The sequence below is a fragment of the Enterobacter sp. A8 genome (genome assembly GCF_004296595.1).
Classification (GTDB): domain Bacteria; phylum Pseudomonadota; class Gammaproteobacteria; order Enterobacterales; family Enterobacteriaceae; genus Enterobacter; species Enterobacter cloacae.
This window is the reverse complement of sequence record NZ_SCMF01000001.1, coordinates 312088-332054: the sequence shown is the minus strand read 5'-3', so window position 1 is coordinate 332054 and position 19967 is coordinate 312088. Positions and strand designations below refer to the sequence as shown.

The 19967-nt window shown below is 53.2% G+C and carries 16 protein-coding genes; 5 read left to right on the top strand and 11 right to left on the bottom strand.

Annotation, left to right across the window (positions count from 1 at the left end):
• Positions 1–37: 37 nt before the first annotated feature.
• The gene (gene feaR / locus EQV24_RS01635) at positions 38–946 is read left to right on the top strand and encodes a transcriptional regulator FeaR (RefSeq protein ID WP_100168501.1); all 909 of its coding nucleotides are present in this window, start codon (positions 38–40) and stop codon (positions 944–946) included.
• Here the strand turns inward: feaR and EQV24_RS01630 are convergent, their stop codons facing one another.
• The 3 genes from EQV24_RS01630 to EQV24_RS01620 are packed head-to-tail and all read right to left on the bottom strand — an operon-like array spanning position 947 to position 4099.
• Positions 947–1264: a YdbL family protein gene (locus tag EQV24_RS01630; RefSeq protein WP_028028066.1), complete on the bottom strand. Its 318-nt coding sequence runs from the start codon at positions 1262–1264 to the stop codon at positions 947–949.
• 7 nt (positions 1265–1271) lie between these two features.
• Positions 1272–1463: a YnbE family lipoprotein gene (locus EQV24_RS01625; protein WP_020688201.1), complete on the bottom strand. Its 192-nt coding sequence runs from the start codon at positions 1461–1463 to the stop codon at positions 1272–1274.
• Complete coding sequence (locus EQV24_RS01620) at positions 1460–4099, bottom strand: YdbH family protein (protein WP_130626069.1); 2640 nt, start codon at positions 4097–4099, stop codon at positions 1460–1462. The genes EQV24_RS01625 and EQV24_RS01620 overlap by 4 nt, the downstream gene beginning before the upstream one ends.
• A 210-nt stretch (positions 4100–4309) precedes the next feature.
• Between EQV24_RS01620 and EQV24_RS01615 the strand changes: the two genes are divergently transcribed.
• Complete coding sequence (locus EQV24_RS01615; protein ID WP_013096773.1) at positions 4310–5299, top strand: 2-hydroxyacid dehydrogenase; 990 nt, start codon at positions 4310–4312, stop codon at positions 5297–5299.
• Positions 5300–5338: 39 nt separating this feature from the next.
• Here the strand turns inward: EQV24_RS01615 and EQV24_RS01610 are convergent, their stop codons facing one another.
• From EQV24_RS01610 to dcp, 5 genes are all read right to left on the bottom strand, one after another.
• On the bottom strand, positions 5339–6547 hold the full coding sequence (locus tag EQV24_RS01610) for an MFS transporter (RefSeq protein WP_130626068.1): 1209 nt from the start codon (positions 6545–6547) through the stop codon (positions 5339–5341).
• A gap of 200 nt (positions 6548–6747) precedes the next feature.
• Positions 6748–9330: an EAL domain-containing protein gene (locus tag EQV24_RS01605; RefSeq protein ID WP_130626067.1), complete on the bottom strand. Its 2583-nt coding sequence runs from the start codon at positions 9328–9330 to the stop codon at positions 6748–6750.
• 210 nt (positions 9331–9540) lie between these two features.
• Entirely contained in the window at positions 9541–10659 is a 1119-nt protein-coding gene (gene asd / locus EQV24_RS01600; protein ID WP_130626066.1) for an aspartate-semialdehyde dehydrogenase, read from the bottom strand.
• A 324-nt stretch (positions 10660–10983) separates the two neighbouring features.
• Entirely contained in the window at positions 10984–11793 is an 810-nt protein-coding gene (locus tag EQV24_RS01595) for a DUF6694 family lipoprotein (protein WP_130626065.1), read from the bottom strand.
• A gap of 221 nt (positions 11794–12014) precedes the next feature.
• Complete coding sequence (dcp, locus tag EQV24_RS01590; protein WP_130626064.1) at positions 12015–14048, bottom strand: peptidyl-dipeptidase Dcp; 2034 nt, start codon at positions 14046–14048, stop codon at positions 12015–12017.
• A 143-nt stretch (positions 14049–14191) separates the two neighbouring features.
• Here dcp and ydfG point away from each other — a divergent pair, with 143 nt between their 5' ends.
• Together ydfG and EQV24_RS01580 are read left to right on the top strand one after the other, a co-directional pair.
• Positions 14192–14938 (top strand): bifunctional NADP-dependent 3-hydroxy acid dehydrogenase/3-hydroxypropionate dehydrogenase YdfG, encoded by a 747-nt coding sequence (ydfG, locus tag EQV24_RS01585; protein ID WP_020688209.1) that lies wholly within the window; start codon positions 14192–14194, stop codon positions 14936–14938.
• Between the two features lie 91 nt (positions 14939–15029).
• Complete coding sequence (locus EQV24_RS01580) at positions 15030–15716, top strand: GntR family transcriptional regulator (protein ID WP_013096780.1); 687 nt, start codon at positions 15030–15032, stop codon at positions 15714–15716.
• Between the two features lie 32 nt (positions 15717–15748).
• On the opposite strand, the gene EQV24_RS01575 is transcribed toward EQV24_RS01580, so the two are convergent.
• A complete protein-coding gene (locus EQV24_RS01575; RefSeq protein WP_038419309.1) occupies positions 15749–16180 on the bottom strand; it encodes a universal stress protein in 432 nt (143 codons plus the stop codon).
• Between the two features lie 289 nt (positions 16181–16469).
• On the opposite strand from EQV24_RS01575, the gene ydfZ reads away from it, so the two are divergent.
• Positions 16470–16673 carry a putative selenium delivery protein YdfZ gene (gene ydfZ / locus EQV24_RS01570; RefSeq protein WP_013096785.1) on the top strand — a complete coding sequence of 68 codons (204 nt, stop codon included), beginning with the start codon at positions 16470–16472 and terminating at the stop codon, positions 16671–16673.
• Between the two features lie 42 nt (positions 16674–16715).
• Here the strand turns inward: ydfZ and EQV24_RS01565 are convergent, their stop codons facing one another.
• Both EQV24_RS01565 and EQV24_RS01560 read right to left on the bottom strand, forming a co-directional pair.
• Positions 16716–18179, bottom strand: a complete 1464-nt coding sequence (locus EQV24_RS01565) for a fructuronate reductase (RefSeq protein WP_130626063.1) — start codon at positions 18177–18179, stop codon at positions 16716–16718.
• A 224-nt stretch (positions 18180–18403) separates the two neighbouring features.
• On the bottom strand, positions 18404–19942 hold the full coding sequence (locus EQV24_RS01560) for an MFS transporter (RefSeq protein WP_038419307.1): 1539 nt from the start codon (positions 19940–19942) through the stop codon (positions 18404–18406).
• Positions 19943–19967: the final 25 nt, after the last annotated feature.

Below are 19967 nucleotides of genomic sequence, written 5' to 3'. Positions count from 1 at the left end.
ACAATGCGAAAACATTGATGGCGCAGCGAGATAAACGATGGCATGTGTAAGCGAACAGGAACGGTATCAGCAGTGGCTGGCGCAAATTAACCATGTCTGCGGGCGCTTTAACGCGCGTCCTTTAGAGGGGGAATTCTTCGGCGAGCTGGAAACCAGCTACGCCCGAAGCCTGAAGTTAAGCACCGTCACCGCAGGCGGGGTTAACCTGTTCCGCTCCCGTCAGGAGATCGCTCAGAGCAATGATGCCTGGTTTTATACCGTGTTCCAGCTTGAAGGCAGCGCGCAGATTGAGCAGGACGATCGCCGCGCGGTGCTGAACACCGGCGACATTACGCTTCTTGATGCCGCTCGTCCCTGCTCCATCAACTGGCAGCAAAAATCCCGTCAGATTTCCCTGCTGGTTCCCCGTCAGATTATTGAGCAGCAGTGTCGTTTTCAGGAGGTAAGCTGCGCCCTCGCGCTCTCCCGCTCGTTGCCAACCGTACAGCTAAGCCATCGCCTGCTACTGGAGAGCATGGGAAATGCCAACCTGAGTGACCGGGAGAGCGAAGCCGCGCTGGAAGCGATGATCTGCCTGCTCCGCCCGGCGTTTCAGCAGCGTGACGCGGTGCAGCCGCGTAAGGAGCGCCAGTTCAGGAACGTTCTGTCACTGATTGATGACCATATTCAGTCGGAATCCCTGCGTCCGGAATGGATTGCCGCAGAGAGCGGCATGTCGGTGCGCAGCCTGTACCGCATGTTTGCCGATAAGGGGCTGGTGGTAGCGCAGTACATCAAAAATCGTCGGCTGGATCTGTGCGCGCAGGTGCTGCGCTCCGCCAGCGACGAGGAAAAGCTGGCGGGAATTGGCTACAGCTGGGGGTTTGCCGACCATAGCCATTTTTCAACGGCGTTTAAGCAGCGTTTTGGCGTCTCACCGGGCGAGTACCGCAAGCGCTTTCGCTGATTACTTCTTCAGCCATTTTCCGTTAATGCCCTTCACGTATTCTCCCGGCTGCGCGCGGGCCACCAGCTTTTGCCCGGCCATCTTCGCCACTTCATCAACCGGCAGGTTATTGCTGTCCGCCAGCTTCTGGTAGCTTTCCGTACGCGCCGCGTTGATGCGGCTCACCAGCGCCAGCGTTTCGGGGTCTTGTTTCACCGGGGCAAGATACCCGCTCAGGGTTTCCCCGACACGCCCCTGCGCCCGGGCCTCGTTTAAGGTCAGGGTTGCCGCCTGCACGTTCATGCCCAGCGCCAGTAACATCAGAGCTAATCGTTTCATGGCGTCCTCAGAACAGATCGCTGCGCGATTTCAGCAGGGTTTCAACGTCTTTATCGACTTTAATGTGGATCTCATGTTCGATTTTGACGTTCATATTGATGGTGATCGGCTCCTTCGGCGCAGCGACTTCAATGCGCGGCGTACAGCCGGTCAAGAGCGCGGCAACGGCGACGGTGAGTACACCAGCCCTCATTTTCATTGTTGTTCCTCACTTTCCTTGCCAGTCGAATTGCGGATACCAGGTAGCGCCGCGTGTTGCTCAAACCAGGTTTGTAGATTGTCTCCAAAGCGCAGGCTACGCCAGAGAGTAAAGACGTTCTCGTCATGGGTGTAGTTAAGATTTACGGAACTGCTTTTGCCATCAATCCGGCTGGTGCCTTTGAGGGTCGCCTGCATGGTTAATTCACCCAGATTATCTAAATTGAGTCTTGTCCACGACTGTGAAATTTCCATATAGCGGAGCCAGTTAATCGCTGCCCCTGCAACCATATTATCGTTAACGATGGCATCAGCGGTGTCTTTATCAATACGCAGCGTCATCGGCCCCGGGTTGGTTAGCCAGCCATCTTTAATGATCCATTTTTCATTGTCCAGCCAGAACGGTAGCGCCCCGCTTATCGGGCCAGACAGGGCAAACTGCTTAGGATTAATGGCGCTGATCAGCTCGCTGGAGGAGATATTGTCCACGCGCAGCAGCGCCGGGTCATGCTGCGGCATTCTGAGCTGCTGCATGGTGATTTTCCCGCCGAGGGTCTCCACCTTGACGTTGGTCAGCAGCAGCGGGTTTTCCTCGCTCCACGGGTAGTCACCCTGCAGGTCTGCGGTGATGTTGCGCGCGGTCACCAGGTTTTCCACTTCACCAATGCGCAGCGTAACGGGGCCGCGCGTGCCCAGCGACCATGTACCCTCGCTAAAACGGAACGGCAGCACAAAATCCACACCGTTGATCTGGTTGTCTGGCATCCAGGCGCTACCGGATTTCAGTACACCGTGGCCGCCAGCCTCAAAGCCCTGATCGGCAGCGGCAGAGAAGGCCACCTGCGCATAGAGCTCACCGTCGCGCAGCGTCATTTTCCAGTCTGGCGGGATCAGTGGCTGGAACACGGTAAGGGATTGTTTTGGCCACCAGGCCTGACCGCGAAGGCGTTCCCCGTCCCAGCGACCGTTGACCTGCACCGGGCCGATGGCCTCGGCATGCAGATCGCCTTTAAACTGGAATATCGTCGGGTCTGTTCCGTCAACGCTGAAGGTCAGCACCGACGGGGGCAACACGCTGCCGCCCGCAAAACGGGTCTCTCCGGCATTGAGCGACAGCTCACCGCTAAATGTCGGCGTGACAGGGTCACGAACCCAGCGTACCGGTTTATCCAGTACCAGACGCGGTTTACTGACTTCCATGGTGCCGTACTGCAGCTTGTCAAAGCCGGTTGAGAGCGCGGTCAGCTCGATGAGTTTGTCGCGCCATTCGCCTTTTCCGGCCACATCCCAGCGCGCGTTCATTGGCGTAAAGCCACCTTTGCCCCAGTAACGCCACTGCCAGAGGCCGTTATCGGGTAAAAAGTCGTTGGCCTGGCCGTCCAGGTGGAGTTCAAAATCCCCCATCTCGTTCTCATGGGCGCGCAGAATCGCCTGCAGACGACCATCCACGCCCTTTTGCGTGAGCTTCACGCCCGCCAGCGGCCAGCGAATTTCGTCGATATCCAGCGAATCAATAATGCGTCCGCGCGAACGCAGCAGCGCACCAGGCTCAAAGGCAAGCTGCGGATCGTTCAGGCTGCCGGTCAGTCTGGCCGGGAGTCTGGCGTAAAGCACCAGATCGTCCTGTTTGGCCTCGCCGCTCAGGTGAAGCGGCATGTCGCTGTTTTCCAGGCTGAGCCTACCCGGCCCGAGATTCAGCACGGCGTTACCCTTCCCGGCATCGCCCTGAGTCAGAACATTGAGGCGTCCGGTAAAGGTGGCTTTTTCCAGCCCCTGCTGCCAGTTATCCACCCGGAGACCCACGCGGCCGCTCATCGGCATGCCGGACAGGTTCCAGTTCCAGCGCCCGTCGCTGATATTCAGCTGTTGTGCCGTGATCTGCCACGGTAAATCGAGCAGCGGATCGGGGTTGTCCCGCGCCATCACCAGCAGTTGCCCCTGATTCTCCTCCCAGTCCAGATCGGCATCGACCAGCGAGGTGAGCTGTGGCACGTTAAAAGTCGCGACCGCATGGCCTTTCACCGGCACGCCATCCGGCACCAGCGGCAGGGTAAACTCACCCACCAGCTTTACGGGCGGCACCTGGCCGGGGAGTTGTACATCAAGCTGACTAACCGAGAGAGTCTGGCCGCGTAACTGCCCTTTGAAACTGACCTGCTCACCGTTGTAGGTCACCGCCTGTACCGCAGGCGTCAGTGAGGCATGCAGTTCCCCTTCCCACTGTTGCCAGGGAGACAGGGTAAGACGGCGGATAGTGAGCCAGGTATTAGGCAGCACCGACTGCCATTGTGCCAGGGTTTTTGGCGCAACGGTTGAGGGGGCAGACTGGGGAATTTTACTGAGGCACACCGTGTTAAGTTCAAGCGCACCAATATCCAGATTCCAGCGGCTGGGGTGCGACAGCGTGGCGTTTTCAACCCTGGCAATCTCGCAATCCTCAACCAGATAGCGCAGATTGGGGATCACCAGCGCGTGACGGGTCAGTTTGGGGCTTTCCTCAAAGGCGATACGTGTACCGACAGGCAACCAGATACCGGCGAGGGTCGGTACCCACTGGGCGAGCGTCATCAGCAGCGTCAGCGGCAATAAAATCAACAGCAATAAGAGCGCAATCGCGGCTTTGTATTTACCCTTCATGGGCAGTTAATATCCTGATTTAGCGAGAGAATTAAGCCGACAGTGCCGATCATTGTCGCATGTTTAGTCAATCAGTTGAAGTAAATGCCAGTTTTAAGAATAGATGCTCTAAAATAATTGATAGAACTTATTGATTTAAATAATATTTTAGAAATTGTAAGATTATTTTAATCATGCTAACGTGGATGTAAAATCACTGGAGAAAGTCTTATGAAACTCGCGGTATATAGCACAAAGCAGTACGACAAAAAGTATCTGCAACATGTTAACGAGGCTTACGGGTTCGATCTTGAATTTTTCGACTTTCTGCTGACCGAAAAAACCGCTAAAACGGCGCACGGCTGTGAAGGCGTCTGCATCTTCGTGAACGATGACGGTAGTCGTCCGGTACTGGAAGAGCTGAAAAAGCACGGCGTAAAGTATATCGCCCTGCGCTGCGCGGGCTTCAATAACGTCGATCTTGATGCGGCGAAAGAGCTGGGGCTGAAGGTGGTTCGCGTTCCGGCCTACTCCCCGGAAGCGGTCGCGGAACATGCTGTGGGTATGATGATGTCCCTGAACCGTCGTATTCACCGCGCTTATCAGCGTACCCGAGATGCGAACTTCTCTCTGGAAGGACTGACCGGCTTTACCATGTACGGTAAAACCGCAGGCGTGATCGGTACCGGTAAAATCGGCGTGGCCGCCCTGCGCATTCTGAAAGGCTTTGGTATGCGCCTGCTGGCGTTTGACCCGTACCCAAGCGCCGCCGCGCTGGAGCTGGGCGTGGAATATGTCGATCTCCCGACCCTGTTCTCCCAGTCTGACGTGATCTCCCTGCACTGCCCGCTCACACCGGAAAACTACCACCTGTTGAATCAGACCGCGTTTGAGCAGATGAAAGACGGCGTGATGATCATCAACACCAGCCGCGGCGGGTTAATTGACTCTCAGGCGGCAATTGAAGCACTGAAAACCCAGAAAATTGGCGCGCTGGGTATGGACGTGTATGAGAACGAACGCGATCTGTTCTTTGAAGACAAGTCTAACGACGTCATTCAGGACGACGTGTTCCGTCGCCTGTCAGCCTGCCATAACGTACTGTTTACCGGGCACCAGGCGTTCCTGACCGCTGAGGCGCTGATCAGCATTTCCGAAACCACGCTGGGGAATTTACAGCAACTGGAAAACGGCGAAGCGTGTCCTAACGAGATAGTCTAAGCCTGACATGCCGGGTGGCGGTTGCGCCCGGCACATACGCTACGCCCCGTCCGGGGCGTTATCGGTCTGCCAGGTCCGGTTCGGGAAACGCCACCAGAGCAGGACCGCCGCCAGGGCAATAGCGCTCAGCACACTGAAGGCCGTCGCAAAAGAGTAGTGTCCGGCGATCGTCCCGGTTAAGGCAGGGCTCATCGATGCGCCAACCCCCTGCATCAGCATGACCACGCTCTGCCCGGCATTAACGTGCCCGCTCCCACGCAAAAGCACTACGATAAATGACGGCACCACCACGCCCAGTATCCCGGCGGCAAGACCATCAAGAATTTGTACCGGGATCATCATAAACGGTGCATCGGTAGACGCAGCCAGCGCCGCGCGTACCGGCATGATTAACAGCGCCAGCATAATTAAACGCCAGTAACCATCGCGTTCGATTCTCCTGGAGGCCAGGATAGCCACCGGGATCATCACCGCCTGCGAAATAATCACCGTCGCCGCAGCAAACACGCCGGGATTAACGCTGGCCGGTGCGGCAGCGACCCGCATGCTGAGCATCGGCAACAGGGCCGCATTCGCCAGATGGAACAACAGCAGCGTCAGCCCGGTCACTAACAGGGCTCTGTTTTTCATCAGTACCGCAAAACCCGGCACCGGCTGATGTTCTGACGCGTTCAGGCCACGCGCCGCCTCGTTGTCGATATCCTTGTTGCGTATCGCCAGCAGCGAACAGAGCGTTAACAGCGTTGTACAGGTCATCAGCAGGAAGATGCCCCCAATGCCCCAGTACCACGCAATGCACCCGGCGATCAGTGCCGTGAGGAAATTCCCACCGTGATTGAACGCCTCATTTTTGCCCATCTGCGCGCTAAACCCGCTCTGCCCCGTCAGCCCCAGAGTGATCCCGGTGATAATTGGCCCCACGAACGCCGCGCAGATCCCGGTGACAATTTGCGAGAGCGCGACAACGCCACTCTGCTGGCTAAACCAGAGCAGCAGCGTACTCAGGGTGATCAGCAAACAGAGCAGCGCCAGAACGGAACGTTTGTTTTTGGTGGTGTCGGTGATGAACCCCGCCGGCAGCGTGGCCAGAAGTCCTGCCAGACCTCCGGCGGTCATCAGCAAACCGATGTCATCCGGCGTCCAGTGCCGCTGCGTCAGGAAGATACCGAGAAAAGGACCGAGACCGTCACGGACGTCAGCGATAAAAAAACTCGTCAGGCACAACGCCCGCAGTGAACGAAGAGACATACTTCCTGCCTTTTGTCGGGATGGCTGGCTCGGTTAGCGGCGGCCTGAATCTCAAGTTCGCCGGGAAATCAAAACGTTGAGCCGAGTTTATCAGCCAGACGTCAGAGCGAAAACTACGCGATTTGATTACAGGCACGCCGGGTAACGCTGCGCTTACCCGTCCTACCGGATCAGCAGGCCCAGGCAAGCAGCATGTACCCTTAATAGATTACGTGGTTGGTTTTTAGATTTAAATCTGCAATCGCCGCCGGTTTGCCGAGTAAATATCCCTGGACTTCGTCACACTTATTTTTCTTCAGGAACGACAATTGTTCTACGGTTTCGACACCTTCTGCGGTGACCTCCATGGAATAGGCTTTACCCAGATCGATGATCTTCTCGACCACCGACTGGTTCTGTGTCGAATCCCCTAAAGAAAAAATAAAGCTTTTATCGAGCTTTAAGCCATCAAACTGGAACTTCCGCAGATAGCTCAGAGAGGCATAGCCGGTACCGAAATCATCAATCAGAATACGCACCCCCATTTTTTTCAGGGCCATCATGGTCTGCAACGTTTTCTCTGGATTAGAGAGCGTGACATTTTCAGTCACCTCTATTTCCAGCCGGGTAGGCTCAAGCCCGGTTTCATCAAGAATAGCTTTTATTCTTTCGGCGAGATCGCTTGCCTGGAATTCAATGGCTGAAATATTGACTGAAACCGAAAGCCCCGGCAGTTTTTCATGCGTCTCTGTACAGGCCTTACGAATGACCCAGTTGCTGAGGTTGATGATGAGCCCCGTTTCTTCAGCGAGTGGAATAAACTGATCGGGCATCATGTTTCCGCGTTCAGGATGCTGCCAGCGAACCAGGGCTTCTACGGCGTCGATGCGTGAATGTCTGAGGTTATAACGCGGCTGATAAACCAGATAGAGCTGGTCTTCCCGAATTGCGGTCTTCAGCGCTAATTCCAGCTTTCTGCGCTCGGTGAGCTTTTCCGACATATCCTGACGATAATAGACCCATCGGTTTCGACCGGATTGTTTAGCCTGATAAAGCGCAATATCAGCATAGCGTAAAAGGTCGTTTGCACTGGTACTGTCCTGGGGAGCCAGAGCAATGCCCATGCTGACGCCGATGGTCACATCATTGCCATCAATGGTGAACGGACGGTTGAGTTCTTGCACGATGCGATGACACACTTCTTCTATGTGGTCCAGGTGCCGGGTGTTGTCGAGAAGCAGCATAAATTCGTCCCCGCCCTGTCGTGCGACAAAATCACCGCGACGAACACATTGTTTAAGCCGTAAGGCAACCTCGCCAAGCAGGGCATCGCCCGTTGAGTGGCCGAAAATATCATTCACGGGTTTAAACTTGTCCAAATCAAGGCAAATCATGGCAAAGGGAGAATTGTGGATATCCTCTTTAGCCAACTGTCCTGTGAGGAACTCCTTAATATGATACCGGTTGGGAAGGCCCGTTAATTCGTCATGGCGTGACAGGAATTCAACACGTTTGGTGGCTTCCACTTCCAGAGAAACATCCGATGCCGCACCCCGTAAAACCACCGTGCCATCAGGCTGTGCAGAGAATTTTGCCAGAAGTGTGCAGTACGAAGTTGACCGTTGAGCGTTAGTGTACGGGCAGTTCTTAAATTCAAAGCGCCCCGATAACTCACGCCGCCTGACGCACGTATTTAATAAACCGTTTGTCGAAGGAAAAAGCGCATCCAGCTTGCGTCCCAGCCACTGACTCTCGTCATAGCCCGTGACAGTCGTAAAACGCCCTGATAGCCAGGTGATCGTTAACGATAAATCCGTTTCCCAGAACCAGTCACTGGTTGTTTCACTGACATCCCTGAAGCGTTTTTCACTGGTAATCAGATTTAACCGAGCCTGCTCAAGGAGAAAGATATTTTCGTCATGAATTTTTGCCTTATGCAAAATATGACGCATCAGGATCACCGTCAGCACGAGGGTCAGAAGGACAGACAGAATGAGCAAGGGTAAAAAATAAATGATCAATGCCTGGCCAGGGTTTTCTGTGTCCCAGACAATGTGGACTGGGCCATTCTGGGTACGTAACGTTAATGCTGTCAGACTGTCTGTCTCAGCAAGGGCGTCAGAAGAGACCGCGCGGACGTTTTCGATCCCTGCATCGTGCCCAATCGCAAGCAGTTTCTTAGCCGTTAAGGTGTCGATAAACAACATGGTTGATGGCTTACCGGGCAACGGCTGCACGCTGGTATCATCTCCCGTCGTTATCCATGCCGCAGAAACTATGGCGGGGACGGAATGGATAAGCGTGAGCATGGAGACCGGCAGTCCATTTTTACTGCCCGTCTCACTGAGTAAATGGTCTATGGTGGATTGATCTAACCAGCGTTCCAGCTCTTCGTGCTTCAGTTTCCCGTCAAGCACGCTGTAACGGGTGGTTTCCTCCGGGGACAGCACAAACACGCCTTCGTAGCCAAAGTTATCATACAGAGACTTGCCCAGATTCTGCTTATCCCATGCCCAGTTCAGGTCAGTTTTTTGATGAAGATGTTTGTAAGCATCTCCCCACTCAGCATTGTCTTTCAAATGGCTGCGCATGTTTTCCTGGCGGGCGTCTAATGCTTGCCTTAACAAAAACTCGTCATGTTTATCGCTGATTTTATTAACATTGTTTTTAATGATCAGCAATGACACTATCGCTGCGATAAAAATACCTATCAACAAGGTAACAATATAGGTAAACGTTTTATTTATCAGTCCTTTAGAATGCTCGCTATCCGTAAAGCCAGGGGTCTTCTGAGGTATGGTCATTCTTCGCCTTCTTAACTGCTATTACGTCATTTTTGTGCTATCCACAGTTATCGGCAAAAAAACACAAATTTTTATAGCGAAGCCTCCTTAAGCAAAACATTGTTTATTTTTTTAACTCAGATCAAATTATTCCGCATTAACGCGCATAAAAAACCGGACTGTCCGCCCGGTTCTGTTTTCAGCTAATAATGAACAACAGGTCTAAACCCATTATATTCTGTTAAGCAAAATATTAAGCATGCGGCGTAATGGTTCCGCTGCCCCCCATAATAGTTGATCCCCCACGGTCAATACCGAATAAACAGGTTCATTATTTAGCGCCATTTTTTTATAACGCCCTACGCCAACCTTAAGCGTGCCGCTAATATGTGTGGGAGTAAGCTGGCTGACGCTGGCTTCTTTATTATTAGGGACGTATTTTACCCAAGGGTGAGCGTCGCTTACCCTTTTAGCAAATTCAGCTTCATCCACTTCGCGTTTGAGTTTCATTGTAATGGCCGCACTATGGCACCTGATTACACCAACACGAATGCACAGACCATTAACCGGGATGGTGCCTTTTTTCAGGCCAAGGATTTTATTTGTTTCTGCTTCTCCCTTCCACTCTTCGCGGCTATTGCCATCCCCCAGGTCGCTATCAATCCAGGGAATGATGCTCCCCATCAGCGGCGCGCCAAAATTCTCAACAGGCAAGTCACTGCTGTTAATCAGTTCGCTGACTTTATTGACCAGAGGAAGCACCGAGCCTGCGTTTTCCAGCTCATCGGGGGTTAAATTTCGGGTGACAAATGCACTTTGGGCGATCAACTCGCGGACATGCTTTGCACCCGCCCCCGAAGCTGACTGATAGGTCATCACGCTCATCCATTCAATGAGATCGGCCTTGATCAAACCGGCGAGCCCCATCAGGCTTAAGGTGATTGAACAGTTTCCGCCTACAAAAAGTTTACCGCCCTTTTTGATGGAATCATCGATATTTTCACGGTTCACAGGATCCAGGATGATACAGGCTCTTTCGTCCATTCGCAGCGCTGATGCGGCATCGATCCAGTAACCTTCCCAACCATGATCAATTAATGATTGATACATCGATTTTGTATATTCACCGCCCTGGCAGGTAATGATGATATCCATTTCCGCCAGCGCATCCAGGGAATACGCATCTTTAAGTACCGAACGGACACCATTAATGACAGGCCCAGGAGCCCCAACAGAAGACGTACTAAAAAAACTGGCTGCAATATCATTAAAATCATTTTCTTCGACCATGCGTTGCAGCAATACTGACCCAACCATACCGCGCCAACCAACAATGCCAACCTGCTTCACGGGTTTACCTCAATGACGTTACAAAAGTGTTAAGAGAGGTAAAGTTTATAACCCGTTAAATCCCGCGCGTCATTCTTTATTTTACTCGTTTTTGCAATAATAAGAATGTTTAATAAGGGGTTAGCGAAACTGATGAATATTGTGTTTGTGTTCAAGTCAAAAAAAATAGATATCTTTAATTAGGCTGTTTAAAACGATTTTATGCCCCTCGGAAACATAAAGTCATAGTTATCAGCGAAGCCGATGCCCACACCGATGCGCCGTTTGCAACGCCACCTTTCCTCAACGCATAAAAAACCCGCCGGTTGGCGGGTCGGTTAGTCTTTAAAGATCAGAGATTTTTCTCTTCAACTCTTCAAGCCTGCTGTTATCTTCCTCAGTGAAAATTGTTGCATCATACAACATCTGATTATCAGTACCGTCCACTCTTACGAGTGTCACAGTCAAAACAGCGTCTTTTGGGGCATAAAGTACACCCCATTCAGAATTCTTAGGGGGGGCAATAGCCCATGTGGCTTCTTCATTTGGCTTAAGCCCCTCAGGAATATCATAGAAAAAATTACTTACCAGCCATGGTACTGAGTATCCCTCGCTTGCCATCACTCCGTGCAGGTACGCTCTGGAGATAACGGTATCACTATTATTTTTAACAACCAGTCTAATTACGGGTTGTGGCTTACCGTCTTGCTCAGGCTCCATGGTAAATCTGGATGATAAAACCTGGATTTTCATCAACTCTTTTTTAGCCACGTCAGCGTCAGCTTTTTTCTCTTCCAGCGCTTTGATTTCCTGAGTCATCTTTTCTTTTAACTTCATCTCTCTCTCAGCAGTGACTTGCTGTGCGTAAGAGATTATTTCTTCACCCGTCTTACCAGACAGGCTTTCGCGCATCTTTTTGCTTATCTCTTCGTTATCATTATTTGAAGTGGAACGCATCAGGTCAGCCATATTGATGTTACTGAATGCCACAACCTTTAAGGCGTTATCGAATTCCTCCCGTTTATTTTCCGGAAGTGAATCTCTGACTTTGGCTATCGAGGATTTCATTGCAGCATCAGTTGAAGAATCAATTTTGGGTTTATCGCACCCGACGAGTAAGCAAGAAAGTAATAACACACCAACAATTTTCTTCATGTTCCTGTTCCATCAGTAAAAAATTAAGATTAATCCTACCAGAGTTTGACCATACGACAAAATCTACTTGTGCATGTTATTGGAAATTTGTTGCATACCAGACGAAACCCTTAGCTTTAACTGCTTCGCCAGTGCGGAGCAAAATTAGAGGCGTTTTAGAGAAGAGAAACTGGACAAAAAAACCGGGCTTCCGCCCGGTCCTGTTTAAGCCAAAATTGACGCTACTCGCTCAGCCCGCGATTCTCCAGCATCGGCTCAATCTTCGGAGCGTGCCCGCGCCAGGTTCGGTACAGTTCAGCTAAATCCGTGCTGTTCCCGCGCGACAGAATCGCCTCACGGAATTTTTGCCCATTCTCGCGGGTTAAACCGCCCTGCTCGACAAACCACTGATAGCCATCGTCCGCCAGCATCTGCGTCCACAGGTAGGCGTAATAACCTGCCGCATAGCCGCCGCCGAAGATATGCGCGAAGTAGCTGCTGCGATAACGTGGCGGTACGGCGGGCAGATCCAGCCCCTCTTTTTCCAACGCTGCTTTTTCAAATTCCTCTACGCTCGAAACGGCCTCACGAATGCCGTGCCAGTTCATGTCCAGCAGCGCGGCGCTGAGCGTTTCCGTCATGTCATAGCCTTTATTGAAATGCGTTGCGTTGAGCATGCTTTCGCGCAGCGCGTCCGGCATCGGTTCGCCGGTCTCGAAATGGCGGGCATAGTGGGTAAATACCTGCGGGTGGCTGGCCCAGTGCTCATTGATTTGCGACGGGAACTCAACAAAATCACGCGGGGTATTGGTCCCGGACATCGTGGCGTAGCGCTGACTGGCAAACAGGCCGTGCAGCGTATGACCAAATTCGTGGAACAGGGTTATTACATCATCCCAGGAGAGCAGCGCGGCGCCTCCGTGGCTGGGTTTTTGATAGTTACACACGTTGTAGATAACTGGACGGGAGGCAAATTCATATGATTGCTCGACGAAATTCCCCATCCACGCTCCGCCCTGTTTCGAATCGCGGGCGAAGAAATCGCCGTAGAACAGCGCCATGCCTTCTCCGGTGTGGTCGAAAATTTCCCACACGCGGACGTCCGGGTGATACACCGGAATATCGAAGCGCTCGACGAAGCGGATGCCAAACAGCTGGCTGGCCGTCCAGAATACGCCATCATGCAGTACGTTATTGAGCGCAAAATACGGCTTAATTTGCGACTCATCCAGGGCATATTTCGCCTGACGCACACGTTCGGCATAAAAGGCCCAGTCCCAGGCCTGCACGGTGAAGCCGCCCTGCTCATCATCAATGACTTTCTGGATATCGGCCTGCTCCTGCACCGCACGGGCGCGCGCCGCAGGGACAATTCCACGCATAAAGGTCAGTGCGGCAACCGGCGTTTTTGCCATCTGGTCGGCGATGCTCCAGCTCGCAAAGTCGTCAAAGCCCAAAAGCTGCGCCTGGCGCGCACGCAATGCCGTGAGACGAAGGATCAGCTCGCGGGTATCATTTTCATCGCCTTTTTGCGTACGCAGCCAGCCTGCGTTGAACAGGTTTTCACGGGTCTGTCGATTGCGAAGCAGTGAAAGCGCAGGTTGTTGGGTGGTGTTCAGGAGGGGGATTAGCCAGCGATCCTTCAGCCCTTTATCGGCGGCGGCCTGAGCAGCCGTGGCGATCTCCTCTGCGCTTAACCCCTCAAGCTGGTGAACATAATCCACCACCAGCCCGCCCGCCTTATCTGCGGCCAGCAGTCGCTGGTTGAACTGGCTGATCAGTGAGGCGACTTGTGTGTTCAGGTCTTTCAGTTCAGCTTTTTCAGCGTCGTTCAGTCGCGCCCCGGCCAGCACGAAGCGCTGGTGCGTCACCTCGACCAGTCGGCGGGACTCAGCATCCAGCGCCTCACGATCCTGCCAGACGCTCTCCACGCGGGAAAACAACGTGTCGTTGAGCCAGATATCATTGGCCAGCGCGGCCAGCTCGGTTGAGAGCTGTTCTTCCAGCTCCTGTAAGCGGGCATTGGTGTGCGCCGACGTCATGGCAAAGAAAATACTGCTGACGCGCGCGAGCATGGCACCGCTTTTCTCCAGCGCCAGTACCGTATTATCGAAATCGGGTGCTGCCGTTTGCGCGACGATGGCGTCAATATCTGCCCGCTTCTGGCGTATGGCCTCATCAAATGCCGGGCGATAGTGGCTGTCGTTGATTTCATCAAAACGCGGGGCCTGATAAGGCAGCAGGCTAATGTCAAAAAAAGGGTTACGGGTTGACATCTTTTACTCCTGATAACGGTTAACTTTCCCAGAGTAGGCCAGGCCGCCATTGACCGCAATGCGGTCATACAAATGATGCCTTAACGCACCCTCTCAGGGCGTGCTATGTTAGTACAACACAAAAAGCGTTGAGGAACAGTGAGATGATTATTTTAGTTACCGGGGCAACGGCAGGTTTTGGTGAATGCATCACGCGTCGCTTCGTCGCCAACGGCCATAAGGTGATTGCCACCGGCCGCCGTCAGGAGCGTCTGCAGGAGCTGAAAGAAGAGTTGGGTGACAATATCCTGACCGCGCAGCTTGATGTGCGCAACCGCGCCGCCATTGAAGAGATGATTGCCAACCTCCCCGCGCAGTGGCGTGCCATTGACGTGCTGGTCAACAACGCCGGTCTGGCGCTGGGTATGGAGCCCGCGCACAAAGCCAGCGTGGAAGACTGGGAAAACATGATCGACACCAACAACAAAGGGCTGGTGTATATGACCCGCGCCGTGCTGCCAGGCATGGTGGAGCGCAATCGCGGCCACATTATCAATATCGGCTCGACCGCCGGAAGCTGGCCGTATGCGGGCGGCAACGTCTATGGTGCGACAAAAGCGTTCGTGCGTCAGTTCAGCCTGAACCTGCGTACCGATCTGCACGGCACCGCCATTCGCGTCACGGATATCGAGCCGGGCCTGGTGGGCGGTACCGAGTTCTCCAACGTGCGTTTCAAAGGCGATGACGCGAAAGCAGATAAAACCTACGAAAATGCCAACGCGCTGACGCCGGAAGATGTCACCGAAGCAGTCTGGTGGGTCGCGACGTTGCCAAACCACGTCAATATCAACACCGTAGAGATGATGCCTGTCAGCCAGAGCTTTGCCGGACTTAACGTCCATCGAGGCTAACTCTGCCCTTCCCGGCCTGCGGGCCGGGTCTGTATCAGGGTATAAAAGAATGGTAGTATGTTCAGGCTAACTCTCTGAGAAATGACAACTCATGGCCGCTGAATCGCAACTCAATCCCACCCAGCCCGTTAACCAGCAAATCTATCGCATATTACGACGTGATATTGTGCATTGCCTGATCCCGCCTGGTACCCCGCTTTCAGAAAAAGAGGTATCCGTGCGTTTTGACGTTTCCCGTCAGCCCGTACGTGAGGCGTTTATCAAGCTTGCTGAAAACGGCCTGATTCAGATCCGCCCGCAGCGCGGCAGCTATGTGAATAAAATATCGCTTTCTCAGGTCCGTAACGGCTGTTTTGTCCGTCAGGCCATTGAGTGCGCGGTGGCCCGGCGTGCGGCCACGCTGATGAATGACAACCAGTGTTACTGGCTGGAGCAAAACCTGCATCAGCAGCGTATTGCCATCGACCGCAAACAGCTTAACGACTTCTTTCAGCTCGATGATGAGTTTCACCAGAAGCTGGCGCAAATTGCCGATTGTCAGCTGGCCTGGGATACCATTGAAAACATTAAAGCCACGATTGACCGTGTGCGGTATATGAGCCTCGACCACGTCTCGCCACCGGAAATGTTGCTTCGACAGCATTATGATATTTTCAGCGCGCTGGAAAAACGCGACCCTGACGGTGTGGAAAAAGCGATGACCGTCCATCTGCAGGAGATCAGCGAATCCGTGCAGCTTATTCGGCAGGAAAACAGCGAGTGGTTTAGCGAAGATTAAATTCGCCGCCCCCTTTCGGCGCGGCGGAGAGATTAGCGTACAACCAGGACCGGAATAGTGGCGTAGCGCAGGATAGATTCCGCATTTGAACCCAGCAGATGCGTGGTGATAGTCGGGTTTTTTGAACCGATAACAATCACGTCATATTCCCCTTCTTTGCTCATCCTGATAATTTCATCGCGCACGTTGCCGAAACGCACCTCACAATGAATGTCCTCCGGGGAGAGATCGAAGAGACGCGTTAACTCCTTCATCTTTTTGCTGGATTCCGCGGTCATATACTCTTCAAACTTCCTGATATCTGCATTGAATCCGCGCAGTAACGAGCGGCTGCTGTTGGGCAGAATGTTGACCAGGGTTATCGATGCACCTTCAGCCTTCGCCAGGTTAGCCGCGTGCCGCACCGCTTTATCGCTTAAATTCATTTCAAACACATCAACAGGCATCAAGATTTTCTTATACATAAGCCTGACTCCTTATTTCCAGGAAACGTTATTTACTGCATCCAGAGTGCCATCAGGAATATAAACCAGACTTAAACGCTCACCCGTTGAAATTATCAATTAAAGAAAATAACTGTCCGCTTTGTAAATTACCGTCGTGAACCGTCATCGCCCTGCCGAAATGAAGAAAAAAGTGTGAGTTTGATCAAAAACAAAAAAATGATGTCCAGAGAGGTGTATTTATAGTGCCCCGTGAACGGCACAACCTGAAATAGCGCCGTAACGGATGTGTTAGCGAGGAGAAAATACCATGATGACTTACGACCGTAACCGTAATGCAATTACCACCGGCAGCCGCGTAATGATTAACGGCACCGGGCATACCGGGGTAATTAAAGCGATCCACAGCGAGGGACTGGATGCCGCGCAGGTACGTCGCAGCAAAACGGTGGAAGTGGAAGGATGCGAAGGTAAGTTCGAACCGATTGAACTGATTCGCCTGGGTATGCACTAACCGGTGCGACATCATGCCGCCGCGAACGGCGGCATGACTGAATTACAGCTGTGCCGCGTACTGCGCAACTGTGGCTTTCGCGCCCTTTTGCAGAAGGGTCTGATACGCCGTCATGACCGCCTCCACAAAGCACGTGTCGTGCGGCAGTTCCTTACCGAAGATGGCTTCAATGCCCAGCAGGGCTTTCACCCGACTTTCCCCTTCCGCGCTCCCGTTGACCGCTGCCTGAATCACCGCCAGTTGAGGATCGCTCACGTCGATGGCGTTCCCCTGTTCATCCACCCCGCCGACATAGCGCATCCAGCCCGCCACACCCAGCGCCAGCAGTGGGAAAGGTTTCTGATGCACCAGGTGCCAGCGCACGGAATCGAGCATACGCTGCGGAAGTTTCTGGCTGCCGTCCATCGCGATTTGCCAGGTCCGGTGGCGCAGGGCCGGGTTGCTGTAGCGCGCTATCAGCAGATCGGCATAGTGGCCTAAATCAACCTCTTTTACTTTCAGCGTCGGCGCCTGCTCTTTCAGCATCAGCGCGTGGGCGGCACGACGGTAGTGTTCATCTTCCATACAGTCGTTAATGTGCTGATAACCCGCCAGATAGCCAAGGTACGCCAGGAAAGAATGGCTGCCGTTGAGCATCCGCAGCTTCATCTCTTCAAACGGAATAACGTCGGCCACCAGCTCCGCCCCCGCCTTTTCCCACTGCGGACGTCCGGCGACAAAGTTATCTTCAATCACCCACTGACGGAACGGCTCGCAGGCCACGCCCGCCGGATCGCGTACACCGGTCAGCTGTTCGATTTTATCCAGCGTTTCCGGCGTCACCGCAGGCACAATACGATCCACCATGGTTGACGGGAAGGTGACGTTGGCCTCAATCCACGCGGCCAGCTCCGCGTCGACCGCGCGGGCATAGGCGCAGGTGACATTGCGCATAACGTGGCCGTTCTCCGGCATGTTGTCACAGGACATAACGCTAAAGGCAGGCAGCCCCGCCGCTTTGCGTCGCGCCAGCGCTTCAACCACTACACCCGGCGCAGATTTGGGCTGATGCGGGTTTTGCAGGTCGGCCGCAATCAATGGGTGATCGAGCATCAGTTTGCCCGTGGCCGGTGAGTGGCAGTAGCCTTTTTCGGTGATGGTGAGCGACACAATCGCCACCTGCGGCTCACATATCGCCGCCAGTACGGCCTCCAGCCCGTCAACCTGCGCGTGCAGCGCATTTTTGACCACACCGATGACCCGTGATGTCCACGCGTCCGCCGACATTTCGGCCACGGTATAGAGGTTATCCTGCGCGTTCAGATCGGCAATCTGCTGTTCGCCACCAATCAGGTTCACTTCTGTGTAACCCCAGTCGCTGCCGTGTTCAGCGGCCAGAATATCGGCGTACACCGCCTGGTGTGCACGGTGGAACGCGCCAAACCCTAAATGAACAATGCGTGCCTGGAGTCTGCCGCGATCGTACTGAGGCAGCGTCGCTTTCGCCTGTAATAATCGGTTTTCCATGGTTGAGACTCGTTTAATTAATGAAGCTGAGTTCTGCGACCGCACGTTGGCGCGCGGTCGCGCATGTTGACTACACCAGCCAGAATGGCAGTAACCCCCTGGGGCCTTGCCCACCACCATACGGGTTATGTTTAGCGGAACATTGATTTACATTAACTTTGCGCTAACTGGTGTGATATCAAAATTAAGTTGTGTGACATCTTTCAAAAAGATATATACCAAGGTCACACAAGATTACGCGCCGGTTCTGCGCCTGAACGGCCTGCGGGCTCACGGCACAGCCTGTCGTAGGAATACCCCGTCAAATCTTCCACCACACGGCGTGCTTCGGCGGACACCAGCTGGGGAGAACCGTTAGCTTTCAGGCGGTCCAGTTCATCCACGAAGATCTTGTGCGTACGCTTGTTCAGATGGAACGTTAATGCCTGCCACAACGCCAGGATGAGTAATCCCGCAGTCCCGATGAACATCAGCATTGCGATGGTATGAATGGCCTCCTCCGGCTGTGTCTGGCTGCCCTTCACAAAGCCGCCATTCTGTAACAGCAGCCCCACAATAAAGGTGGCGATGGCCACGGTCGTTTTGCGGGAGAAGGTCATCACCGCCGCGAACAACCCCTCGCGACGCTGGCGGCTAACCATCTCGTCAATATCGGGGATGAACGGGAAGACGTTCCATGGCGTAAACTCCAGCACACAGCGACCGACCTGATATAACCCGGCCAGAACAACCAGCGTCGCGACGGTATTAAGTGCCGGAATTTGATACACAGCGAAAAAGCCGCCCAGGCAGAGCATCATCAGCGAGTAGGCAAACACATACAGCTTCGACGGCCCGAATTTAATGATCCCCACTCCCGCAATCAGCGTGACAGGCAGGCCGACGATACTCATCGACAGCAGTGTGCCGGCAAGCGACGAAGAGACATTCAGGCAGTAAACACAGAAGAAGACAAATACGGTGTTGTAGACATCTTTCCCGGTAAACGACAGCAGGTAGATGGCAAGGTGTTTTCTGAAGGCCCGGATTTTCAGCGTTGAACCATACTCTTTAAAGAGACGACCAAAGGCAGCCAGCTTTTGCGTCAGCGTTCGGGGCGCCGTGCTTGTTTCAAGCTCGGCCAGCATTTCCGGGGTTAACTCGCGTTCCCAGGTCACCTTCCACGAGATAAAGACGCAAACCATAAACAGGACGGCAAAAATAACGCCGTTAATCAGATAAGCATGGGCGCTGTTTTCCCCAAAATAGCCAATCAGCAGCCCCGGAATGAACGTCGCCAGGAAGGTACCGGACGCAGAAAGGAACATGCGACAGGTAGAAAGTTTGGTGCGCTGGTTGAAGTCTTTTGTCATTTCCGATGGCAGCGTTTCCCAGGGGATCAATACCATCGCGGCGATAATTTCAAACGCCAGATAGACCGCGAGATAAAAACCGTAGGTCATGCCATCAAGCCACAGTAACGCATAGACCAGCATTAACGGCGCGCCGATCAGCAAAAAAAAGCGTCGACGACCAAATTTTTTACCAAAATAATTTTTGTAAAAATGATCGGTGAAACTTCCCATAAACAGACTGACAATGGCATCGACAATACGCGCGATGGCGACAATGGAGGCTGCCTCAACCGGCGATAGCCCAACGAATGTCGTATAGAAAAATAACAGCCAGGCGCCGATCACGGTAAATGCACCGCCACCCATAATATCCGTTAGTCCGTAGCCGATACTAACCGGAATGGTAATTTTTTTAGCCGCACGAGACATATTTCATCCCCACTTGATGAAGCGA